The organism is Bacteroides sp. OF03-11BH (assembly GCF_003604005.1).
Classification (GTDB): domain Bacteria; phylum Bacteroidota; class Bacteroidia; order Bacteroidales; family Bacteroidaceae; genus Bacteroides; species Bacteroides ovatus.
Window position 1 is genome coordinate 1 of sequence record NZ_QTMW01000015.1, and the last position, 18,439, is coordinate 18,439.

18 protein-coding genes are annotated in these 18,439 nt (G+C 43.4%); 11 read left to right on the forward strand and 7 right to left on the reverse strand.

Annotation, left to right across the window (positions count from 1 at the left end):
* Positions 1-125 precede the first annotated feature (125 nt).
* Positions 126-986 carry a phosphodiester glycosidase family protein gene (locus tag DXA54_RS12870; RefSeq protein ID WP_008650496.1) on the reverse strand — a complete coding sequence of 287 codons (861 nt, stop codon included), beginning with the start codon at positions 984-986 and terminating at the stop codon, positions 126-128.
* 263 nt (positions 987-1,249) lie between these two features.
* Here DXA54_RS12870 and DXA54_RS12875 point away from each other — a divergent pair, with 263 nt between their 5' ends.
* From DXA54_RS12875 to dnaG, 11 genes are all read left to right on the forward strand, one after another.
* Complete coding sequence (locus tag DXA54_RS12875; protein ID WP_004305471.1) at positions 1,250-1,471, forward strand: DUF3791 domain-containing protein; 222 nt, start codon at positions 1,250-1,252, stop codon at positions 1,469-1,471.
* Positions 1,471-1,950 (forward strand): DUF3990 domain-containing protein, encoded by a 480-nt coding sequence (locus DXA54_RS12880; protein WP_008776722.1) that lies wholly within the window; start codon positions 1,471-1,473, stop codon positions 1,948-1,950. The genes DXA54_RS12875 and DXA54_RS12880 overlap by 1 nt, the downstream gene beginning before the upstream one ends.
* Positions 1,947-2,177: a hypothetical protein gene (locus DXA54_RS12885; protein ID WP_008650493.1), complete on the forward strand. Its 231-nt coding sequence runs from the start codon at positions 1,947-1,949 to the stop codon at positions 2,175-2,177. The genes DXA54_RS12880 and DXA54_RS12885 overlap by 4 nt, the downstream gene beginning before the upstream one ends.
* 205 nt (positions 2,178-2,382) lie before the next feature.
* Positions 2,383-4,101, forward strand: coding sequence for a single-stranded-DNA-specific exonuclease RecJ (gene recJ, locus DXA54_RS12890; protein ID WP_120079653.1), 1,719 nt, complete (start codon positions 2,383-2,385; stop codon positions 4,099-4,101).
* Positions 4,094-6,004 (forward strand): ATP-dependent DNA helicase RecQ, encoded by a 1,911-nt coding sequence (locus DXA54_RS12895; protein WP_120079655.1) that lies wholly within the window; start codon positions 4,094-4,096, stop codon positions 6,002-6,004. Before recJ ends, DXA54_RS12895 begins: the two co-directional genes overlap by 8 nt.
* Before the next feature lie 38 nt (positions 6,005-6,042).
* The gene (locus DXA54_RS12900) at positions 6,043-7,005 is read left to right on the forward strand and encodes a tetratricopeptide repeat protein (RefSeq protein ID WP_004297267.1); all 963 of its coding nucleotides are present in this window, start codon (positions 6,043-6,045) and stop codon (positions 7,003-7,005) included.
* Positions 7,006-7,305: 300 nt separating this feature from the next.
* Positions 7,306-8,154, forward strand: coding sequence for a prephenate dehydratase (locus DXA54_RS12905; protein ID WP_004297266.1), 849 nt, complete (start codon positions 7,306-7,308; stop codon positions 8,152-8,154).
* The gene (locus DXA54_RS12910) at positions 8,129-9,307 is read left to right on the forward strand and encodes a pyridoxal phosphate-dependent aminotransferase (RefSeq protein ID WP_074557406.1); all 1,179 of its coding nucleotides are present in this window, start codon (positions 8,129-8,131) and stop codon (positions 9,305-9,307) included. Before DXA54_RS12905 ends, DXA54_RS12910 begins: the two co-directional genes overlap by 26 nt.
* A gap of 87 nt (positions 9,308-9,394) precedes the next feature.
* A complete protein-coding gene (locus DXA54_RS12915) occupies positions 9,395-10,456 on the forward strand; it encodes a bifunctional 3-deoxy-7-phosphoheptulonate synthase/chorismate mutase type II (RefSeq protein ID WP_004297264.1) in 1,062 nt (353 codons plus the stop codon).
* A 57-nt stretch (positions 10,457-10,513) separates the two neighbouring features.
* Positions 10,514-11,287 carry a prephenate dehydrogenase gene (locus tag DXA54_RS12920; RefSeq protein WP_004297263.1) on the forward strand — a complete coding sequence of 258 codons (774 nt, stop codon included), beginning with the start codon at positions 10,514-10,516 and terminating at the stop codon, positions 11,285-11,287.
* A 106-nt stretch (positions 11,288-11,393) separates the two neighbouring features.
* Positions 11,394-13,475, forward strand: coding sequence for a DNA primase (gene dnaG / locus DXA54_RS12925; RefSeq protein ID WP_004315469.1), 2,082 nt, complete (start codon positions 11,394-11,396; stop codon positions 13,473-13,475).
* Positions 13,476-13,504: 29 nt separating this feature from the next.
* Here dnaG and folE read toward each other — a convergent pair whose 3' ends face one another.
* The 6 genes from folE to DXA54_RS12955 all read right to left on the reverse strand — a co-directional run bounded on the left by folE (position 13,505) and on the right by DXA54_RS12955 (position 18,435).
* A complete protein-coding gene (folE, locus tag DXA54_RS12930) occupies positions 13,505-14,095 on the reverse strand; it encodes a GTP cyclohydrolase I FolE (RefSeq protein ID WP_004297261.1) in 591 nt (196 codons plus the stop codon).
* A 7-nt stretch (positions 14,096-14,102) separates the two neighbouring features.
* Entirely contained in the window at positions 14,103-14,546 is a 444-nt protein-coding gene (locus DXA54_RS12935; protein WP_004297260.1) for an SPOR domain-containing protein, read from the reverse strand.
* Between the two features lie 140 nt (positions 14,547-14,686).
* On the reverse strand, positions 14,687-15,442 hold the full coding sequence (gene tpiA / locus DXA54_RS12940) for a triose-phosphate isomerase (protein ID WP_004297259.1): 756 nt from the start codon (positions 15,440-15,442) through the stop codon (positions 14,687-14,689).
* Positions 15,443-15,549: 107 nt separating this feature from the next.
* Positions 15,550-16,908: a BT_3928 family protein gene (locus DXA54_RS12945; RefSeq protein ID WP_004297258.1), complete on the reverse strand. Its 1,359-nt coding sequence runs from the start codon at positions 16,906-16,908 to the stop codon at positions 15,550-15,552.
* The gene (locus tag DXA54_RS12950) at positions 16,898-17,440 is read right to left on the reverse strand and encodes a DUF1599 domain-containing protein (protein WP_004297257.1); all 543 of its coding nucleotides are present in this window, start codon (positions 17,438-17,440) and stop codon (positions 16,898-16,900) included. The genes DXA54_RS12945 and DXA54_RS12950 overlap by 11 nt, the downstream gene beginning before the upstream one ends.
* Positions 17,441-17,562: 122 nt before the next feature.
* On the reverse strand, positions 17,563-18,435 hold the full coding sequence (locus tag DXA54_RS12955; RefSeq protein WP_004297256.1) for a peptidoglycan DD-metalloendopeptidase family protein: 873 nt from the start codon (positions 18,433-18,435) through the stop codon (positions 17,563-17,565).
* Positions 18,436-18,439: the final 4 nt, after the last annotated feature.

The following is an 18,439-nucleotide window of genomic DNA, read 5'->3' on the forward strand; positions in this document are numbered from 1 at the left end:
ACTTTTACAGGAAAATAATTTTTAATGCGTCTGCCCTGCTGCATAAAAAGTCACTAGTTTCTGCACTGAAAAGTCTTAATCTATGCACTGAAAGACCTTAAATACAATGAAGAATAATGGAAACGTTATTGATGCGTTATATAAAGAATATTAGGAACTTTCCGTTCTCCGGCATGGTCAAACCGCCCATTGTCACAAGGATAATTAACGACTCCATTATCCGATGCACCGGACAACCAAAGAGTAGTAGATCCACCTCCATCCAAATTTAATGCATCCTCACCTCCTAAAACCCGGATCAGATGTGCCAATTCCGGAATATTCACTCCTCCTGCTTGTTCAGGAAAACGCCCGTCTACCGTTATCAACAGGACTTTTCCATCCTTAGTAGTAGCAACAGCACTACGAGGGTGCTTCGTCCGGATAAAATTCGGTTCACACGAGTTCCAATCACAAACCTGTCCGTCTTTCAACATTAACGGACCGGAAGCTAGTATCGTACCTGCTTTGCCTTTATAATTCTTTTCTATCTGTTTGTTCCAAGGAATTAATTTCATTCCCCTTTTGCGCACACTAATGGCTCCTGTGACACGCTGTTTAAACTCACTCTGCAGTGTTGTATCAATAACTTGGCGATCCGTCTTCAGGAAACAGACCGAGTTTCCCCGTTTCATGTCAAAATAGGAGCCATTAATGGCTGCAATGGCGTTATATTCAGAAGCAATCTTACTTGTTTCTTTCATTTTATCCGAAACGGCAACATCAACTTTCAAGCCCGCACCGGGATCAACTTCTATCAGACTAACAGACTGGGGTCCCTGATACAATCGGGGGATAGAAGCATACTTATAAATGAGTCCTTTTTGAGGACTTTCCACCTTCCATTGGGCAGATACGATTGCCAAAGAATCGGATGCGGTTTGCCCTTTCAATGTTCCGATAGAACATAAAATCAAGATAGCAATTAACAAGTTTCTTTTTATCATAGATAGAGAAATGAATCATTTAGGCCGCTAAAGCTAGTTAATAATCGCCATTCATCCAAAAATCCCTGTAACTTTCCGCTCGCTCCATTTTCTCTACCTCCCTTTTTTACTATCCAGATAATCCATATCTTCTGACTGCATCTAATTCAGAGTGAGCAACAGAGCTTTAAGTCAACTTTTAATAGCTTCTTATTTTTGATATTGCAGAGTTTTTCCTATCTTTGTTTTCGGAAGGTAATACAAATGAAGAAAGGAGAACCATGATGTCTCGTATAGAGAAAAACAAATTGAATTTTACTGTAGCTTTAATCGCAGAGTTCGCAGCGACTTATCAAATCAAGCAAAAACAGGCATTCAACTATTTGAATCGTTTTAAAGGCCTTGTTTTTTTACAAAAACACTATGAAGTAATGCACACACAATCTTTCGAAGATTCTATTGAAGCTTTATCAATGGTATGCCGTAGAAATGGAGGACAACTGTAATGAAGCTATACCATGGTTCAAATATGGAAATAGACAAGCCGGACCTATCTCGTTCAAAGCCCTTCAAAGACTTTGGCCAAGGATTTTATCTTTCTCCCGGTTATGAACAGGCACATGCCTTAGCCAAACAAAAAACCGATCAATTACAATCCGGAGAGCCATGTGTGACCATCTTCGAACTGGAAGATCAAATAATAAAGACTTCAGATCTGCAAATAAAAATATTCGATGATTACTGTGAAGAATGGGCACAGTTCGTTTTACTCAACCGCGACCGTAGCCATACACATCCTGCACACACTTACGATATAGTCATTGGTCCTATTGCCGACGACGGAGTAACCTATCAGTTACGTCGTTACAGCATGGGAGACATTTCAATGAGCAGATTGATTGAAGAACTAAAATATGCCAAAGGGTTGACCATACAATATTACTTCGGCACTGAACATGCCCTTTCATACCTAAAGAAACTATGAAGCTGACGAATACACAAATAGAATGTATGATTGAAGATTTAAGTAGTGAAATCATACGGATACTCATGGAGGAATGGCAGTATAATATGACGCAAGCAATGGAAGTCTACTACAATTCCGACACCTTTGAGCGTTTGAGTGATCCGACTACGGGACTTTATTACCAAAGTGCCGGTTACGTGTACGACTTTCTAAAAAAAGAACTGACCACAGGACAAGTTAGTTAGAATAGAGTTTCACACTTGCTTGTCAGCATCCCATATCTTTCACAAGTAAAAAAGCTACCTTTATCAAACCTCTGTTTTCTACAGCCTTGAAATATTTTCGTCTTATCTACTATACACTTCCGCTTTTTTTCGTACTTTTACCCCTTGTTGGAAAGAAGTGCCTTTTCAACCCTTGAGAACAGAAAAAGAAAAAACAATATATAAAATGAATCACAAATGGAATTATCGACCCATTACACCCGAACAGGCAGAGACAAGCCAGACATTGGCCCAGGAACTAGGGATTAGCCCGATACTTGGACAACTTTTGGTGCAGCGGGGAATTACAAAGGCAGCAGATGCCAAGAAGTTTTTCCGCCCGCAATTGCCCGACCTGCATGATCCGTTCCTGATGAAGGATATGGATATTGCAGTAGAACGTCTGAACAGGGCGATGGGAAAGAAAGAACGTATTCTAATTTATGGAGATTATGACGTAGACGGTACTACTGCCGTGGCATTGGTCTACAAGTTTATTCAACAGTTCTATTCGAACCTTGATTATTACATACCCGACCGCTACAATGAAGGGTATGGCATTTCTAAAAAAGGAGTGGACTACGCCGCAGAAACCGGTGTAGGACTGATTATTGTACTCGATTGTGGAATTAAAGCAGTAGAAGAAATCACTTATGCCAAAGAGAAAGGGATTGATTTCATCATCTGCGATCATCATGTACCGGATGATGTGCTTCCGCCTGCCGTAGCTATTCTGAACGCCAAACGCCTGGACAATACGTATCCGTACACTCACCTTTCCGGTTGTGGAGTCGGTTTCAAGTTTATGCAGGCATTCGCTATCAGTAACGGTATCGAGTTCCACCACCTGATTCCTTTGCTGGATATTGTAGCCGTGAGTATTGCATCGGACATCGTTCCGATTATGGGTGAAAATCGTATCCTCGCCTACCACGGTCTGAAGCAACTGAACAGTAACCCGAGCATTGGTATGAAGGCTATTATCGACGTATGCGGACTTTCTGAAAAGGAAATCACCGTCAGCGATATTGTGTTTAAAATCGGACCGCGCATCAATGCATCAGGACGTATTCAAAACGGAAAAGAAGCCGTAGACCTGCTGACGGAAAAAGATTTCTCGGCGGCACTTGAGAAAGCCGGACAAATCAACCAGTACAACGAAACCCGGAAAGACCTCGACAAGAGTATGACTGAGGAAGCAAACAACATCGTTGCCAATCTGGAAGGATTAGCCGACCGCCGCTCTATTGTGCTCTACAACGAAGAATGGCACAAAGGAGTGATCGGTATCGTAGCTTCCCGCCTGACGGAAGTGTATTACCGCCCTGCCGTGGTATTGACACGAACGGATAACATGGCAACAGGTTCCGCACGTTCTGTTTCCGGCTTCGACGTATATAAAGCAATCGAACATTGCCGCGACCTGCTGGAAAACTTCGGGGGGCATACATACGCCGCCGGACTGTCGATGAAAGTGGAGAATGTGGATGCCTTTACCAAACGGTTCGAAGAATACGTTTCACAGCATATCTTACCGGAACAAACCAGTGCCGTTATCGAGATTGATGCTGAAATAGATTTCAGGGATATTTCATCCAAGTTCTTCAGCGACCTGAAAAAGTTTAATCCTTTCGGTCCTGATAACACGAAACCTATTTTCTGCACTCATCATGTTTATGATTACGGAACAAGTAAAGTGGTGGGACGCGATCAGGAACATATCAAACTCGAACTGGTCGATAATAAATCGAATAATGTAATGAACGGTATTGCGTTCGGACAGAGTTCGCATGTGCGCTATATCAAAACGAAACGCTCGTTCGACATCTGTTACACCATTGAAGAAAACACGCACAAGCGTGGTGAAGTACAACTTCAAATCGAGGATATAAAGCCGATTGAATAAGTATCAGGAGATATTAAAACAATATTGGGGATATGACTCCTTCCGCGACTTGCAGGAGGAGATCATCACCAGTATCGGCGAAGGCAAAGATACACTGGGACTTATGCCGACCGGAGGCGGTAAGTCCATCACTTTTCAAGTGCCTGCTCTCGCCCAGGAAGGAATTTGCATTGTCATTACTCCTCTCATCGCCCTGATGAAAGATCAGGTGCAAAACCTGCGTAAACGCGGCATCAAGGCGCTTGCTGTCTATTCAGGCATGACACGGCAGGAGATTCTCACTGCTCTTGAGAATTGCATCTTCGGTAATTATAAATTCCTCTATATTTCTCCGGAACGTCTGGACACGGACATATTCCGTACCAAACTGCGATCTATGAAAGTCTCCATGATTACGGTCGACGAAAGTCACTGTATCTCACAATGGGGATATGACTTCCGTCCTGCTTACCTAAAAATTGCCGAAATACGGACATTGCTACCGGGAATTCCGGTACTGGCACTTACGGCGACAGCCACTCCGGAAGTAGTGAAGGATATTCAAGCTCGCCTGGATTTCCGTGAAGAGAATGTTTTCCGCATGAGCTTCGAACGGAAAAACCTGGCGTATATCGTCCGGCAAACGGATAACAAAACTCAAGAGCTGTTGCATATCTTACGAAAGATACCCGGCAGCGCCATTATCTATGCCCGCAACAGACGGCGCACCAAGGAAATCACCGAGTTACTGGTAAACGAAGATATTACCGCCGACTTCTATCACGCCGGACTGGATAATGCCGTAAAAGACCTCCGGCAAAAACGCTGGCAAAGCGGAGCAGTTCGTGTAATGGTAGCGACAAACGCCTTTGGAATGGGGATTGATAAACCCGACGTGCGCATCGTATTGCATCTCGATCTCCCCGACTCTCTCGAAGCTTACTTCCAAGAAGCCGGTCGTGCAGGAAGGGATGGTGAAAAAGCGTATGCTGTGATCTTATACACCAAAACGGACAGAACGACGCTACACAGGCGCGTTGTGGATACTTTCCCCGACAAGGAGTATATTCTCAATGTCTACGAACATCTGCAGTATTACTATCAGATGGCAATGGGCGACGGTTTCCAATGTGTCCGCGAGTTTAATCTGGAAGAGTTTTGCCGGAAGTTCAAATACTTCCCGGTTCCGGTGGACAGTGCACTGAAAATATTGACTCAAGCCGGCTATCTGGAATATACGGACGAACAGGATAATGCCTCTCGTATTCTTTTCACGATTCGCCGGGACGAACTATACAAATTGCGAGAAATGGGAACGGAAGCCGAAGCACTGATACAGACGATTCTCCGCTCTTACACCGGAGTATTCACCGACTATGCCTATATCAGCGAAGCAACCCTGTCCATACGTACCGGACTGACCCGCGAACAAATTTATAATATACTGGTCACGCTTACCAAACGTCGTATCGTGGATTACATTCCGCACAAAAAGACACCTTATATTATATACACCCGCGAACGGCAGGAACTTCGTTTTGTGCATATTCCTCCTTCCGTCTACGAAGAACGCAAAGCCCGGTATGAAGCCCGCATCAAAGCGATGGAAGAGTATGTCACTTCGGAGAATGTGTGCCGGAGCCGGATGCTGCTCCGTTACTTCGGAGAGAAGAACGAGCACAACTGCGGACAATGCGATGTTTGTCTTAGTCACCGTGCAACCGATGCCCTGACCGAGAATTCTTTCGATTTCGAGGAACTGAAAAAGAAAATATCAGAATTACTCACCCAGAAACCGCTGACACCAATAGAAATAGCCGATAAGATAGAAGCGGAAAAAGAGAGCATCAGCGAAGTCATCCAATATTTATTGGAGGAAGGTGAATGGAAGATGCAGGATGGAATGATACATATTTCAAAATAAGTTACTACCTTTGCAAAGTAACTCAAAAATAACACACCATGCCGAACTTTTTTAAATCTTTCTTCTCCGGTAAGTCGGAAACTCCGGAAAGTGAAAAACAGAAAAACGATCAGAAAAATTTCGAGATTTTCAAATACGACGGTTTACGTGCGCAACGCATGGGACGTCCGGATTATGCAGTAAAATGTTTTATTGAAGCTCTTGCCATCAAGGAAGAGTTTGAAACAATGGGCTATCTTAGCCAACTCTACATCCAGATGGGGGAAACGGCAAAGGCCCGCGAGCTATTGGAAAAGATGGCTGCTATGGAACCTGACGTCACAAGCACTTTCCTGACACTGGCCAATGTATGCTTCATCCAGGAAGATTATCAGGCTATGGAAGAAGCTGCCAATAAAGCGATTGCCATCGAAGAAGGAAATGCCGTGGCTCATTATCTATTAGGGAAAGCCCGTAAGGGACAGGATGACGACCTGATGACTATTGCCCATCTCACCAAAGCAATCACTTTGAAAGATGATTTCATTGAAGCTCGCCTATTACGTGCGGAAGCATTGATGAACCTGAAACAGTATAAAGATATGATGGAAGATATAGATGCTGTGCTCGCCCAGAATCCGGAAGAAGAGACAGCCATGCTCCTGCGCGGAAAAGTGAAAGAAGCAGACGGCAAGGACGAAGAGGCAGAAGAGGACTACAAACTGGTGACGGAAATAAACCCGTTCAACGAACAGGCATACCTTTATTTAGGGCAACTTTATATCAACCAGAAAAAACTGACGGAAGCTATCGGCCTGTTTGATGAAGCCATCGAGCTGAATCCGAACTTTGCGGAAGCCTACAAAGAACGCGGACGTGCTAAATTACTGAATGGTGATAAGGACGGTTCGGTAGAGGACATGAAGAAATCTCTGGAATTGAATCCGAAAGAGGAAGCTGGTCTGAACGGAGAATTCAAGAACCTGGGACCAAAGCCTGAAGCACTTCCCGGCATCTTTTAAGTATCCTTTTCATCTATTTTAGGCAAGAAAACAAAAAAAGTATCGTTTTTTGTTTGCATCTAACAGAAAATTATTACTTTTGCCCCAGAATTAAAAACCAAAGCAAAAAAGATAGATTCTAATGAAATCATTTACTTATGCATATTACTTCTTTTTTTACTTTTACTTTAGCAACAAAGTAGAGCGGGAGTTTGTATGTATCAAGTGACAGTGATGCTTAAGGACTGAATAGAGAAATCAATCATATGAATCCCGCTCCAATATGGACGCGGGATTTTTTTATATAATACATTTAGAACAATGAAAAAGATAGCAATTCAAGGAACACTCGGCTCATATCATGATATCGCCGCACACAAGTACTTCGAGGGAGAAGAAATAGAGTTAATCTGTTGTGCCAACTTCGAAGATGTGTTTACTTCGATACGGAAAGACAGCCAGGTTATCGGAATGCTAGCCATCGAGAATACGATTGCGGGAAGTTTGTTGCACAACAATGAATTGTTGAGACAAAGCGGCACACAGATTATCGGTGAATACAAACTGCGCATCTCGCACAGTTTTGTCTGTCTCCCCGATGAGAACTGGGAAGATCTGACAGAAGTCAACTCCCACCCTATCGCCCTGATGCAGTGTCGCGAATTTCTGAATCAACATCCGCAGTTGAAAGTGGTGGAAGGTGAAGATACGGCCCGCAGCGCAGAAATCATCAAGAATGAAAATCTGAAAGGACACGCTGCCATCTGCTCCAAAGCAGCAGCTGAACGTTACGGTATGAAAGTCCTTCAGGAAGGTATTGAAACAAACAAGCACAACTTCACCCGTTTTCTGGTTGTTGCCGATCCCTGGCAAGTAGACGAACTCCGTCAACATCATGCCAATGCAACCAACAAGGCAAGTATCGTATTCACTCTTCCACATACGGAAGGCAGCCTGTCACAGGTTTTATCCATTCTATCGTTCTATAATATCAATCTGACAAAAATTCAATCGTTGCCTATCATCGGACGGGAATGGGAATACCAGTTTTACGTAGATGTAGCTTTCAACGATTATCTAAGATACAAGCAGTCTATTGCTGCAATCACTCCATTAACCAAAGAACTTAAATTATTAGGCGAATATGCAGAAGGAAAGTCAAACGTATAAAATCGCTCCTGCCGACAGATTGGCAAGTGTAAGCGAATACTACTTCTCAAAGAAGCTAAAAGAGGTAGCACAGATGAATGCAGAGGGGAAGGATGTTATCAGCCTCGGTATCGGAAGCCCCGATATGCCTCCCTCAAGGGAAACCATCGAAACATTGTGCAACAATGCTCATGATCCCAACGGACACGGTTACCAACCGTATGTAGGTATCCCCGAACTGCGCAAAGGCTTCGCTGCCTGGTATCAACGCTGGTATGGAGTGGAACTGAATCCGAATACGGAGATACAGCCTTTAATCGGCTCTAAAGAAGGAATTCTCCATGTTACGCTGGCATTCGTCAATCCGGGTGAGCAGGTGCTAGTCCCGAATCCGGGATACCCCACCTATACTTCTTTGAGTAAAATACTCGGAGCGGAAGTTATCAACTACGACCTGAAAGAAGAGGATGGCTGGATGCCTGACTTCGAGACACTGGAAAAGATGGATCTTAGCCGCGTAAAACTGATGTGGACCAATTATCCCAACATGCCGACGGGAGCCAATGCAACTCCGGAAATCTATGAACGTCTCGTTGACTTTGCCCGTCGTAAGAATATCGTAATTGTGAATGATAATCCGTACAGCTTTATCCTGAACGATAAGCCTATCAGTATCCTAAGTGTACCGGGAGCCAAAGACTGTTGCATCGAGTTTAACTCTATGAGCAAGAGCCACAATATGCCCGGCTGGCGTATCGGCATGCTGGCGTCAAACGCGGAATTCGTGCAATGGATACTGAAAGTGAAAAGTAATATCGACAGTGGTATGTTCCGTGCTATGCAACTGGCTGCAGCAACTGCTCTTGAAGCCGAAGCGGACTGGTATGAAGGCAATAACGAGAACTACCGCAACCGTCGTCACCTCGCCGGTGAGATCATGAAAACATTGGGATGCACCTACGACGAAAAACAAGTAGGAATGTTCCTTTGGGGAAAGATTCCCGCTTCCTGCAAAGATGTAGAGGAACTGACAGAAAAGGTGCTGCATGAAGCAAGAGTGTTTATCACTCCGGGATTTATCTTCGGCAGTAACGGAGCAAGGTATATCCGTATCTCACTTTGTTGCAAGGACAATAAGCTGGCAGAAGCTCTGGAAAGAATTAAAAGAATCTAACCTCTCCCAAAGAGAGAACGACAGTAGAATGAGACAGAACAATTTCAATGAAAACAAGTTATTAAAAGAATAAAAACAAATAAGAATATGGAACTCGAATCAATTTTATTACCGGGCGTTGAAGCTAAAAGACCGATTGTCATTGCCGGCCCGTGTAGCGCAGAAACGGAAGAACAAGTAATGGATACAGCCAAACAACTGGCTGCTAAAGGACAAAAAATATATCGTGCCGGAATCTGGAAGCCGCGTACCAAACCGGGAGGTTTCGAAGGTATCGGTGTAGAAGGTCTTGCCTGGTTGAAAGAGGTGAAGAAAGAAACTGGAATGTATGTTTCTACGGAGGTAGCAACAGCCAAACACGTTTACGAATGTCTGAAAGCGGGAATCGATATTCTTTGGGTAGGTGCACGCACCACTGCCAATCCTTTCGCCGTACAGGAAATCGCTGACGCACTGAAAGGGGTTGATATCCCTGTATTGGTTAAGAACCCGGTGAACCCGGATCTCGAATTATGGATCGGAGCACTGGAACGTATCAACAACGCTGGTTTGAAGCGTCTGGGTGCTATCCACCGCGGTTTCAGCAGTTATGACAAAAAGATCTATCGGAATCTTCCCCAATGGCATATTCCTATCGAACTACGCCGCCGTATCCCTAATCTTCCGATTTTCTGTGATCCGAGCCATATCGGTGGAAAACGTGAGTTGGTAGCACCGCTTTGCCAACAGGCTATGGACTTGAATTTCGACGGTCTGATTGTAGAAAGCCACTGCAACCCGGATTGCGCATGGAGCGATGCTTCTCAACAAGTTACTCCGGACGTACTCGACTATATCCTCAATCTGTTGGTAATCCGTACGGAAACACAGTCTACCGAAAGTCTGGCACAGCTCCGTAAACAGATTGACGAATGTGACGACAATATCATTCAGGAATTAGCAAAAAGAATGCGTGTGGCACGTGAAATCGGTACTTACAAAAAAGAGCACGGAATCACAGTCCTTCAAGCCGGACGTTACAATGAGATTCTGGAAAAACGTGGCGCGCAGGGCGAACAATGCGGTATGGACAGCGAGTTTATGAAGAAGATTTTCGAAGCCATCCACGAAGAATCAGTTCGTCAACAGATGGAAATTATTAATAAGTAGTTAGAGTAGTCAAGTAGTATCTACTACTTACTACTTGACTACTAAATAATAAACATTATGAGAATATTAATCCTTGGAGCTGGTAAAATGGGCTCCTTCTTTACTGATATTTTGAGCTTTCAACACGAGACGGCCGTGTTCGACGTCAACCCGCACCAGTTGCGTTTCGTCTATAACACGTATCGTTTCACTACATTGGAGGAGATTAAGGAATTTGAACCGGAACTGGTTATTAATGCTGTTACAGTGAAGTACACGTTGGATGCCTTTCGCAAAATACTGCCTGTATTACCGAAAGACTGTATCATTAGTGACATTGCCTCTGTAAAAACAGGATTGAAGAAGTTCTACGAAGAAAGTGGTTTCCGCTACGTTTCCAGTCACCCTATGTTTGGCCCGACTTTCGCAAGTCTTAGCAATCTAAGCAGCGAAAATGCCATCATCATCAGTGAAGGCGACCACCTGGGAAAAATATTCTTCAAAGACCTCTACCAGACATTACGGTTGAACATCTTCGAATATACATTTGATGAGCACGACGAAACAGTAGCCTACTCGCTTTCTATTCCGTTCGTATCGACGTTCGTATTTGCTGCCGTAATGAAACATCAGGAAGCCCCGGGAACTACGTTCAAAAAGCACATGGCAATCGCCAAAGGGCTGCTAAGCGAAGATGATTACCTGCTTCAGGAAATACTGTTCAACCCACGCACTCCGGGACAAGTGACTAATATCCGGACAGAGTTGAAAAACCTTCTCGAAATCATCGAAAACAAGGATGCGGAAGGTATGAAAAAGTATCTGACGAAGATCCGGGAAAAGATTAAATAATCAATACCGGTGCCAAGATTTAACGATCCCCTGCAAAAAAGTTCTTTGCAGGGGATTTTTTTATGTGTACCTTTGTATCCGCAAAAACGGATTCACAGGAGAAAGAATGATAGATCAAATTACCATAGACCGGATATTGGACGCGGCACAAATTATGGATGTCGTTTCGGATTTTGTCACCCTGCGCAAACGTGGTGTCAATTATGTCGGTTTATGTCCGTTCCACAGTGATAAAACCCCTTCTTTTTATGTCTCTCCTGCTAAAGGATTATGCAAATGTTTTGCTTGTGGAAAAGGTGGAAATGCCGTGCATTTCATTATGGAACACGAGCAGATGTCTTATCCGGAAGCATTGAAGTACCTTGCCAAGAAATATAATATTGAAATCAAGGAGCGGGAATTAAGCGATGAAGAGAAGTTTGTGCAAAGCGAACGCGAAAGTCTGTTTATCGTTAATAACTTTGCACGCGACTATTTCCAGAATATACTAAAAAATCATGTAGACGGGCGTAGCATCGGTATGGCCTATTTCCGCAACCGTGGCTTTCGCGACGACATCATTGAGAAATTCCAATTAGGTTACTGCACTGAAGCCCACGATGCATTCGCCAAAGAAGCAATCCAAAAAGGATATAAGAAAGAGTACTTGGTAAAAACAGGACTTTGCTACGAAACGGACGACCACCGGTTACGGGATCGTTTTTGGGGACGTGTTATTTTCCCTGTACATACGCTTTCCGGCAAAGTGGTGGCTTTTGGCGGACGTGTACTTGCCAGTGCAACGAAAGGGGTTAAAGTCAAATACGTCAATTCGCCCGAATCGGAAATTTACCACAAAAGTAACGAGTTATACGGTATATATTTTGCCAAACAGGCTATTGTAAAACAAGACCGTTGCTTTTTGGTTGAAGGCTACACGGACGTAATCTCCATGCATCAATCCGGCATAGAGAATGTGGTTGCTTCCTCGGGAACAGCCCTTACACCGGGACAAATCCGTATGATTCACCGGTTTACCAACAACATGACTGTGCTTTACGACGGCGACGCAGCAGGTATCAAGGCTTCTATCCGGGGAATTGACATGTTATTGGAGGAAGGTATGAATATCAAAGTCTGTCTTCTTCCCGATGGGGACGACCCGGACTCTTTTGCCCGCAAGCACAACTCAACGGAATTTCAGACTTTTATCTCGGAACATGAAACGGACTTTATCCGCTTCAAAACGAACTTGCTACTGGAGGATGCAGGAAAAGATCCCATCAAGCGTGCGGAACTGATTGGTAATCTGGTGCAAAGTATTTCTGTCATCCCTGAAGCAATTGTCAGAGACGTCTATATCAAAGAATGCGCGCAGCTACTTCATGTAGAAGATAAGCTGCTAGTATCAGAAGTTGCCAAAAGACGGGAAACTCAAGCAGAGAAGCGAGCTGAACAAACGGAACGGGAACGCCGGATGGCTGAAAGAACGGCTATGATGTCACAGGGCAGCACATCTCCTGAAGATGTTCCAATACCTAATGGAGATATTCCGTTACCTCCTGAAGTGGATGGCGGATATACAGATGTTCCTCCTGCTCTGCAGGAAGACAGTTATGCCTCCTTTATTCCACAGGAAGGAAAGGAAGGGCAGGAATTCTACAAATTCGAGCGACTGATATTACAGGCGGTAGTTCGTTATGGAGAGAAAATCATGTGTAACCTGACCGATGAAGAAGGAAACGAAATTCCGGTAACCGTCATAGAGTATGTGGTTAATGATTTGAAAGAGGACGAGTTAGCCTTCCATAATCCGCTGCACCGCCAAATGTTATCGGAAGCTGCTGCACACATGCACGATTCCAACTTCATTGCCGAACGTTATTTCCTGGCACATCCTGATCCGGTAATCAGTAAATTGAGTGTAGACTTGATTAATGTGCGTTATCAGCTTAGTAAATATCACTCCAAGTCCCAAAAGATTGTGACGGATGAAGAGCGGCTCTATGAAATGGTTCCGATGTTAATGATTAACTTCAAGTATGCAATCGTAACAGAGGAATTGAAGCACATGCTTTATGCCCTCCAAGATCCTGCTCTTGCCCATGATAATGAGAAATGCGACTCACTTATGCAACGCTATAATGAGTTGAGAACCGTACAAAGCATCATGGCAAAGCGGTTGGGAGATCGCGTCGTTTTACGATAAGCTTATTTGTTTAGTAAGCAGAAAACGGATTATACTCTTCCGTGTTGAATCAGATTCATAAACTCTTCACGAGTCTTTGCCTGATTGAAAGCTCCGGTAAAGTCAGAAGTAGTAGTAATAGAGTTTTGTTTTTCTACACCACGCATCTGCATACACATGTGTTTGGCTTCCACCACCACCATTACTCCCAGTGGATTCAGCGTTTCCTGAATGCACTCTTTGATTTGCAGTGTCATGCGTTCCTGCACTTGCAGACGATGAGAGAATATATCGACTACACGGGCAATCTTACTCAACCCTGTGATATAGCCATTAGGAATATAAGCCACGTGCGCCTTTCCGTAGAACGGCAACATGTGATGTTCGCAAAGAGAGAAGAAATCGATATCTTTCACAATCACCATCTGGCTATATTCTTCCTGGAATTTAGCAGAGCGAAGCACTTCGTGAGGGTCCATGTGATACCCTTTCGTCAAGCTTAACATCGCCTTAGCCACCCGTTCCGGAGTTTTCAATAACCCTTCCCTTTCGGCATCTTCACCCAACAAAGTTATAATACTACGATAATGACTCTTCAACTCCTCCAGATTCGGAGAAACAATTTCTTCTTTTTCTAACATGATACAATTATAAAGGAATATTGATCTGGTCTCTTACAATAGAAACCTCTTTAAACACACCGGTAGCTTTCAACCGACGCATCATTGCGTCCGCTTCTTCAATGCTACGGAAATCACCTACACGACAAAGCCAACGAGGCGGATTGAACGAAGTATATACCGTCAATTCAGGAAAATACTCTTTCACACGCGATGCTACATGATAAGCATCATTCTTCGCCTGACGAGTATTGTTACCGGCATACGCCTGGATTCTGAATCCGGAAGTCTTTATTACTTTCTGTTCACCTGTTGCAGGACGTTCCATACCTATCAGAGCCTCGATGCGGGGATCTTGATGGATAGTCACCTTTCCTTGCCCCGGAATGTTACGTTCCAGACTCTTGATAATACTTTGCGCTTGCGCAAAAGTAGCTGTCAAAACAAACAATAGGGTAAGTAAAACTTTCATTATTAAACAGTTGATTGTTGATAAATGATAAATGACAGTTAGAGAATGACAGTCGGAAAATGATAGTTGAAAAGATAAACGATAGTCGATAGCAGGCTATAGTACATAGCAACTATCAACTATCATTTATCAACTATCATTTAATTGAAGGCATCAATGATACCTTTGAAATCAGATACTTTCAAAGCAGCACCACCAATCAAACCACCATCAACGTCCGGGTTAGCGAACAGTTCTTTAGCGTTAGAAGGTTTGCAACTACCACCGTAAAGGATAGAAGTATTGTCTGCGATTTCTTTACCATACTTGTTAGCTACGATAGAACGGATGAAAGCATGGATTTCCTGTGCTTGTTCAGGAGAAGCAGTTTTACCTGTACCGATAGCCCAAACCGGTTCGTAAGCCAATACGATCTTAGAGAAGTCTTCAGCAGACAGAGAGAATACAGATTCCATCTGTGCAGCTACCACTTCGTTCTGCTTGTTAGCTTCGCGTTCTTCCAACACTTCACCGATACAGAAAATCGGAGTCAGACCGTTAGCCAAAGCCAATTTTACTTTTTCTTCCAGGATAGCAACTGTTTCACCGTAGTATGCACGACGTTCAGAGTGTCCCAGAATTACATATTTTGCACCTGTAGAAGCAACCATTTCAGCTGAAACTTCACCTGTATATGCACCTGAAGCTTTGTCTGCACAGTTTTCAGCACCTACACCGATCTTTGCAGCGTCTACCAACGGAGTAACAGAAGCCAGGTGGATAAACGGAGTACAGATGATTACATCACAGTTAGGCTTTTCGTTAGCCAATGCTTCGTTCAATTCTTTAGCCAAAGCGATACCCTCTTGAAGGGTTTTGTTCATTTTCCAGTTTCCTGCAACAATGTTCTTTCTCATTTTGTTTTTTATTTTAAAGGGTTAATAAATTTACGATTTCACGATTGACAATTGAACGATCGGAATTAGCGTTCGTTACAGAGGCCGCTCGTTATCATTTATTTTTTTTATTCTTGTTCTTCTATTTTCGGATTCTCCGTTTTTAATTCTTTGCTTTTCATCTCTTCCTCTTGTTGCTTCCGCTTCGCGTTTTTCCGTTCTCTGCGGCGAACGACCAAAACATCCACCCCAAGCACTAACAACAATGGAATAACAAACCATAAGAATACATATCCTACCGTATGAGTGTCACTGCTCACCTTCTGCTTTCCTAACGACAGATTTTCCAGTTTGTCCGTCAGCACATATTCATCCGGTATATCCTCATCGCTCCATTTATTCAGAATTGTTCCGTTCTTAATCAGTATCAATCCCGGATTGGAACGAACCATCGTCTTTAATGTAATATCATCCATCTGACAGAAAGGATATTCGGCTCCCGTCTTGTCCTTCCACAATTCGATCTGTTCTTCCGGTGAAGAAGTGAGGCAATAAAACTTATAGCCATGCTCCACCGAATAGTCATATATCTCATTAATCAAATCAATGTTACTATCATCCGCCTCTTCAATCCGATGGGCAACCAACAGGAAGGTGTATCCTATATCCGTCAATACATCGTCTGTTATATCCTCGCCCGTATTCAGATCAATCATAGAGAAATCGTGAATAGCCGGTTCATATCCTTTTTCCTTCAGGATTGTCCGTGTGTCGACAAATGTCCAGGTACTATCCGGATAGTTATCCAACGTAAATTCTTTCTTCTCTCCGTTCTTTTCCAGAATAAAGATGCTTTCATATACACTCGGTTTCGCTCCTTCGGGCATTGTCATTCCTTCCAGAATATTCTTTCCGATCTTGTAAGGACGAAAGTCTAAAACAGGCAGACGGTCCAGACAATAGAACGACAAAGTAAATACAAAGAACAACGTGTAGAGAGAAACTAGCCACTCCATTTTCACACTGATAAAACGAACCAGCATCCTTCTGTGACGGAAAGCCATCATTGCTGCAAACAGCAGAACTATATTCTTACCGAATGTCTCCCAGTTCGTCAACACCCATGCATCTCCAAAACAGCCACAGTCCGAAACCGGATCAAAGATGGCAAGATACAAGGTCAGTGGTGTCATGAAAATCATCAGCATCAAAGCCAACGAAGTAGCCAATGTTCTTCTGGTAGCAAAAAATAAGGAGATACCGATAAAAAACTCAACGGCTGACAAGATGATGCCTCCCAATAAAGGGAAGAATGAAGGGAACCAGGAAGCCATTCCGAATGCGGTCAGATAATCCTGGATCTTATACTGGAACCCCAGTGGATCAACTGCCTTTACAAATCCGGAAAAGATGAACGATGCCGCCAAAAGAAAGCGACACGTATTCGCCACTACCTCCTGAATGATATGTAAGTTCTTATCCTTCAAATTCTATCTTAATCAGTCCGAAAACAGAGTAATTAATCATATCCATATAATTGGCATCAATTCCCTCTGACACCAATGTGTTGCCGGCCAGGCTCTCAATCTGCTTGGTACGGTAAATCTTCATCAAGATCAAGTCTGTGTAAGAGCTGACACGCATGCTCCGCCAGGCTTCATCATAATCATGGTTTTTGGCAAGCATCAGGTCTAATGCCTCTTTTGCATACTTATCGTATAAAGCCATCGCTTCTTCATTGCTGATGTCGGCAGACTCGGCATAACCCAGTTCCAACTGGATGAGCCCGACAATGCCATAATTGACAATCGCAATAAATTCAGCACGGATTCCCTCATCAATCAAGGTCACTCCTTTGGTTTCAATACTACGAATCCGATTGGCTTTAATAAAAATCTGGTCAGTCACCGAAGCCGGACGCAGGATACGCCATGCAGGCCCGTAATCGTGCAGCTTCTTGGAAAATAAGTCACGGCACAAAGCGATGACATGTTCAAATTGTTGCTTGGTATCTTTCATCTTCTTCCAAATAGTGCGCAAAGGTAACAATAATTAAGTAAAAACAGAAAGAGGGCACTCTAAATTATATTAAAGTGCCCTCTCCTAAAGATATTGTATTACTGTTTTATAAGCTATATTTTTTATGAACAACGCAAAACCTGTCCGATACGCAAAGTAGTGGTCGGTTTGATACGGTTCAGTTTGCAAAGCGTGCTGACTGATACGCCACGCAATTTAGCAATGCGGGACAATGTATCGCCACTCTTCACCTTATGATAACGGATAGTACCGTCAGCCACTTGGGTATCATGAGAGCCTGCACGTTTCACACCTTTTGTTTTGCGGAACGTATAAGTATCGGCAACGATATCCTGTTTTGGAAAGTCAAACATATAAATCGGATTAATTGCAATTCCCAGGAAGCGGGTTTCGAAATGAAGATGCGAACCTGTAGAACGTCCGGTGTTACCACCCAACCCGATCGGTTCACCAGCTTTTACCAACTGATTTTCTTCAACCAACTGCTTAGACAAGTGTCCATATATAGTTTCCAATCCATTATCGTGACGAATGACTACATATTTACCGTACCCTCTGCGTTCATATTTCACAATACGTACCTTACCATCAAAAGCAGAAACAATCGTATCACCGATATTAACTTTTAAATCAAGGCCATTATGCATTCTTCTCCAACGCGGGCCAAAAGGCGAAGTTATTTTTGTACTCGGAGTCGGCATACGAAAACCCGTCAGGTCAATTGTATATGTTTCCGGAATAATCGCATTTCCATAAGAATGCGCATATTGATTATTCCAATTCGGATAAAGACTTAAAGCGGGATATTCGGATTGTTCGGCACGGATTTGCTTCTGCAATGCCAAAGAATCTACTGATTTTAATTTTTTGTCTATCGGTGCCTGGCGGGCAATCAGGTCTTGTGAGAAAGAGCTCAAGCTGACCATAGCCGCAACAGCGACCAATCCTGTTTTAATAATGCAATTGAAATTCATTCCT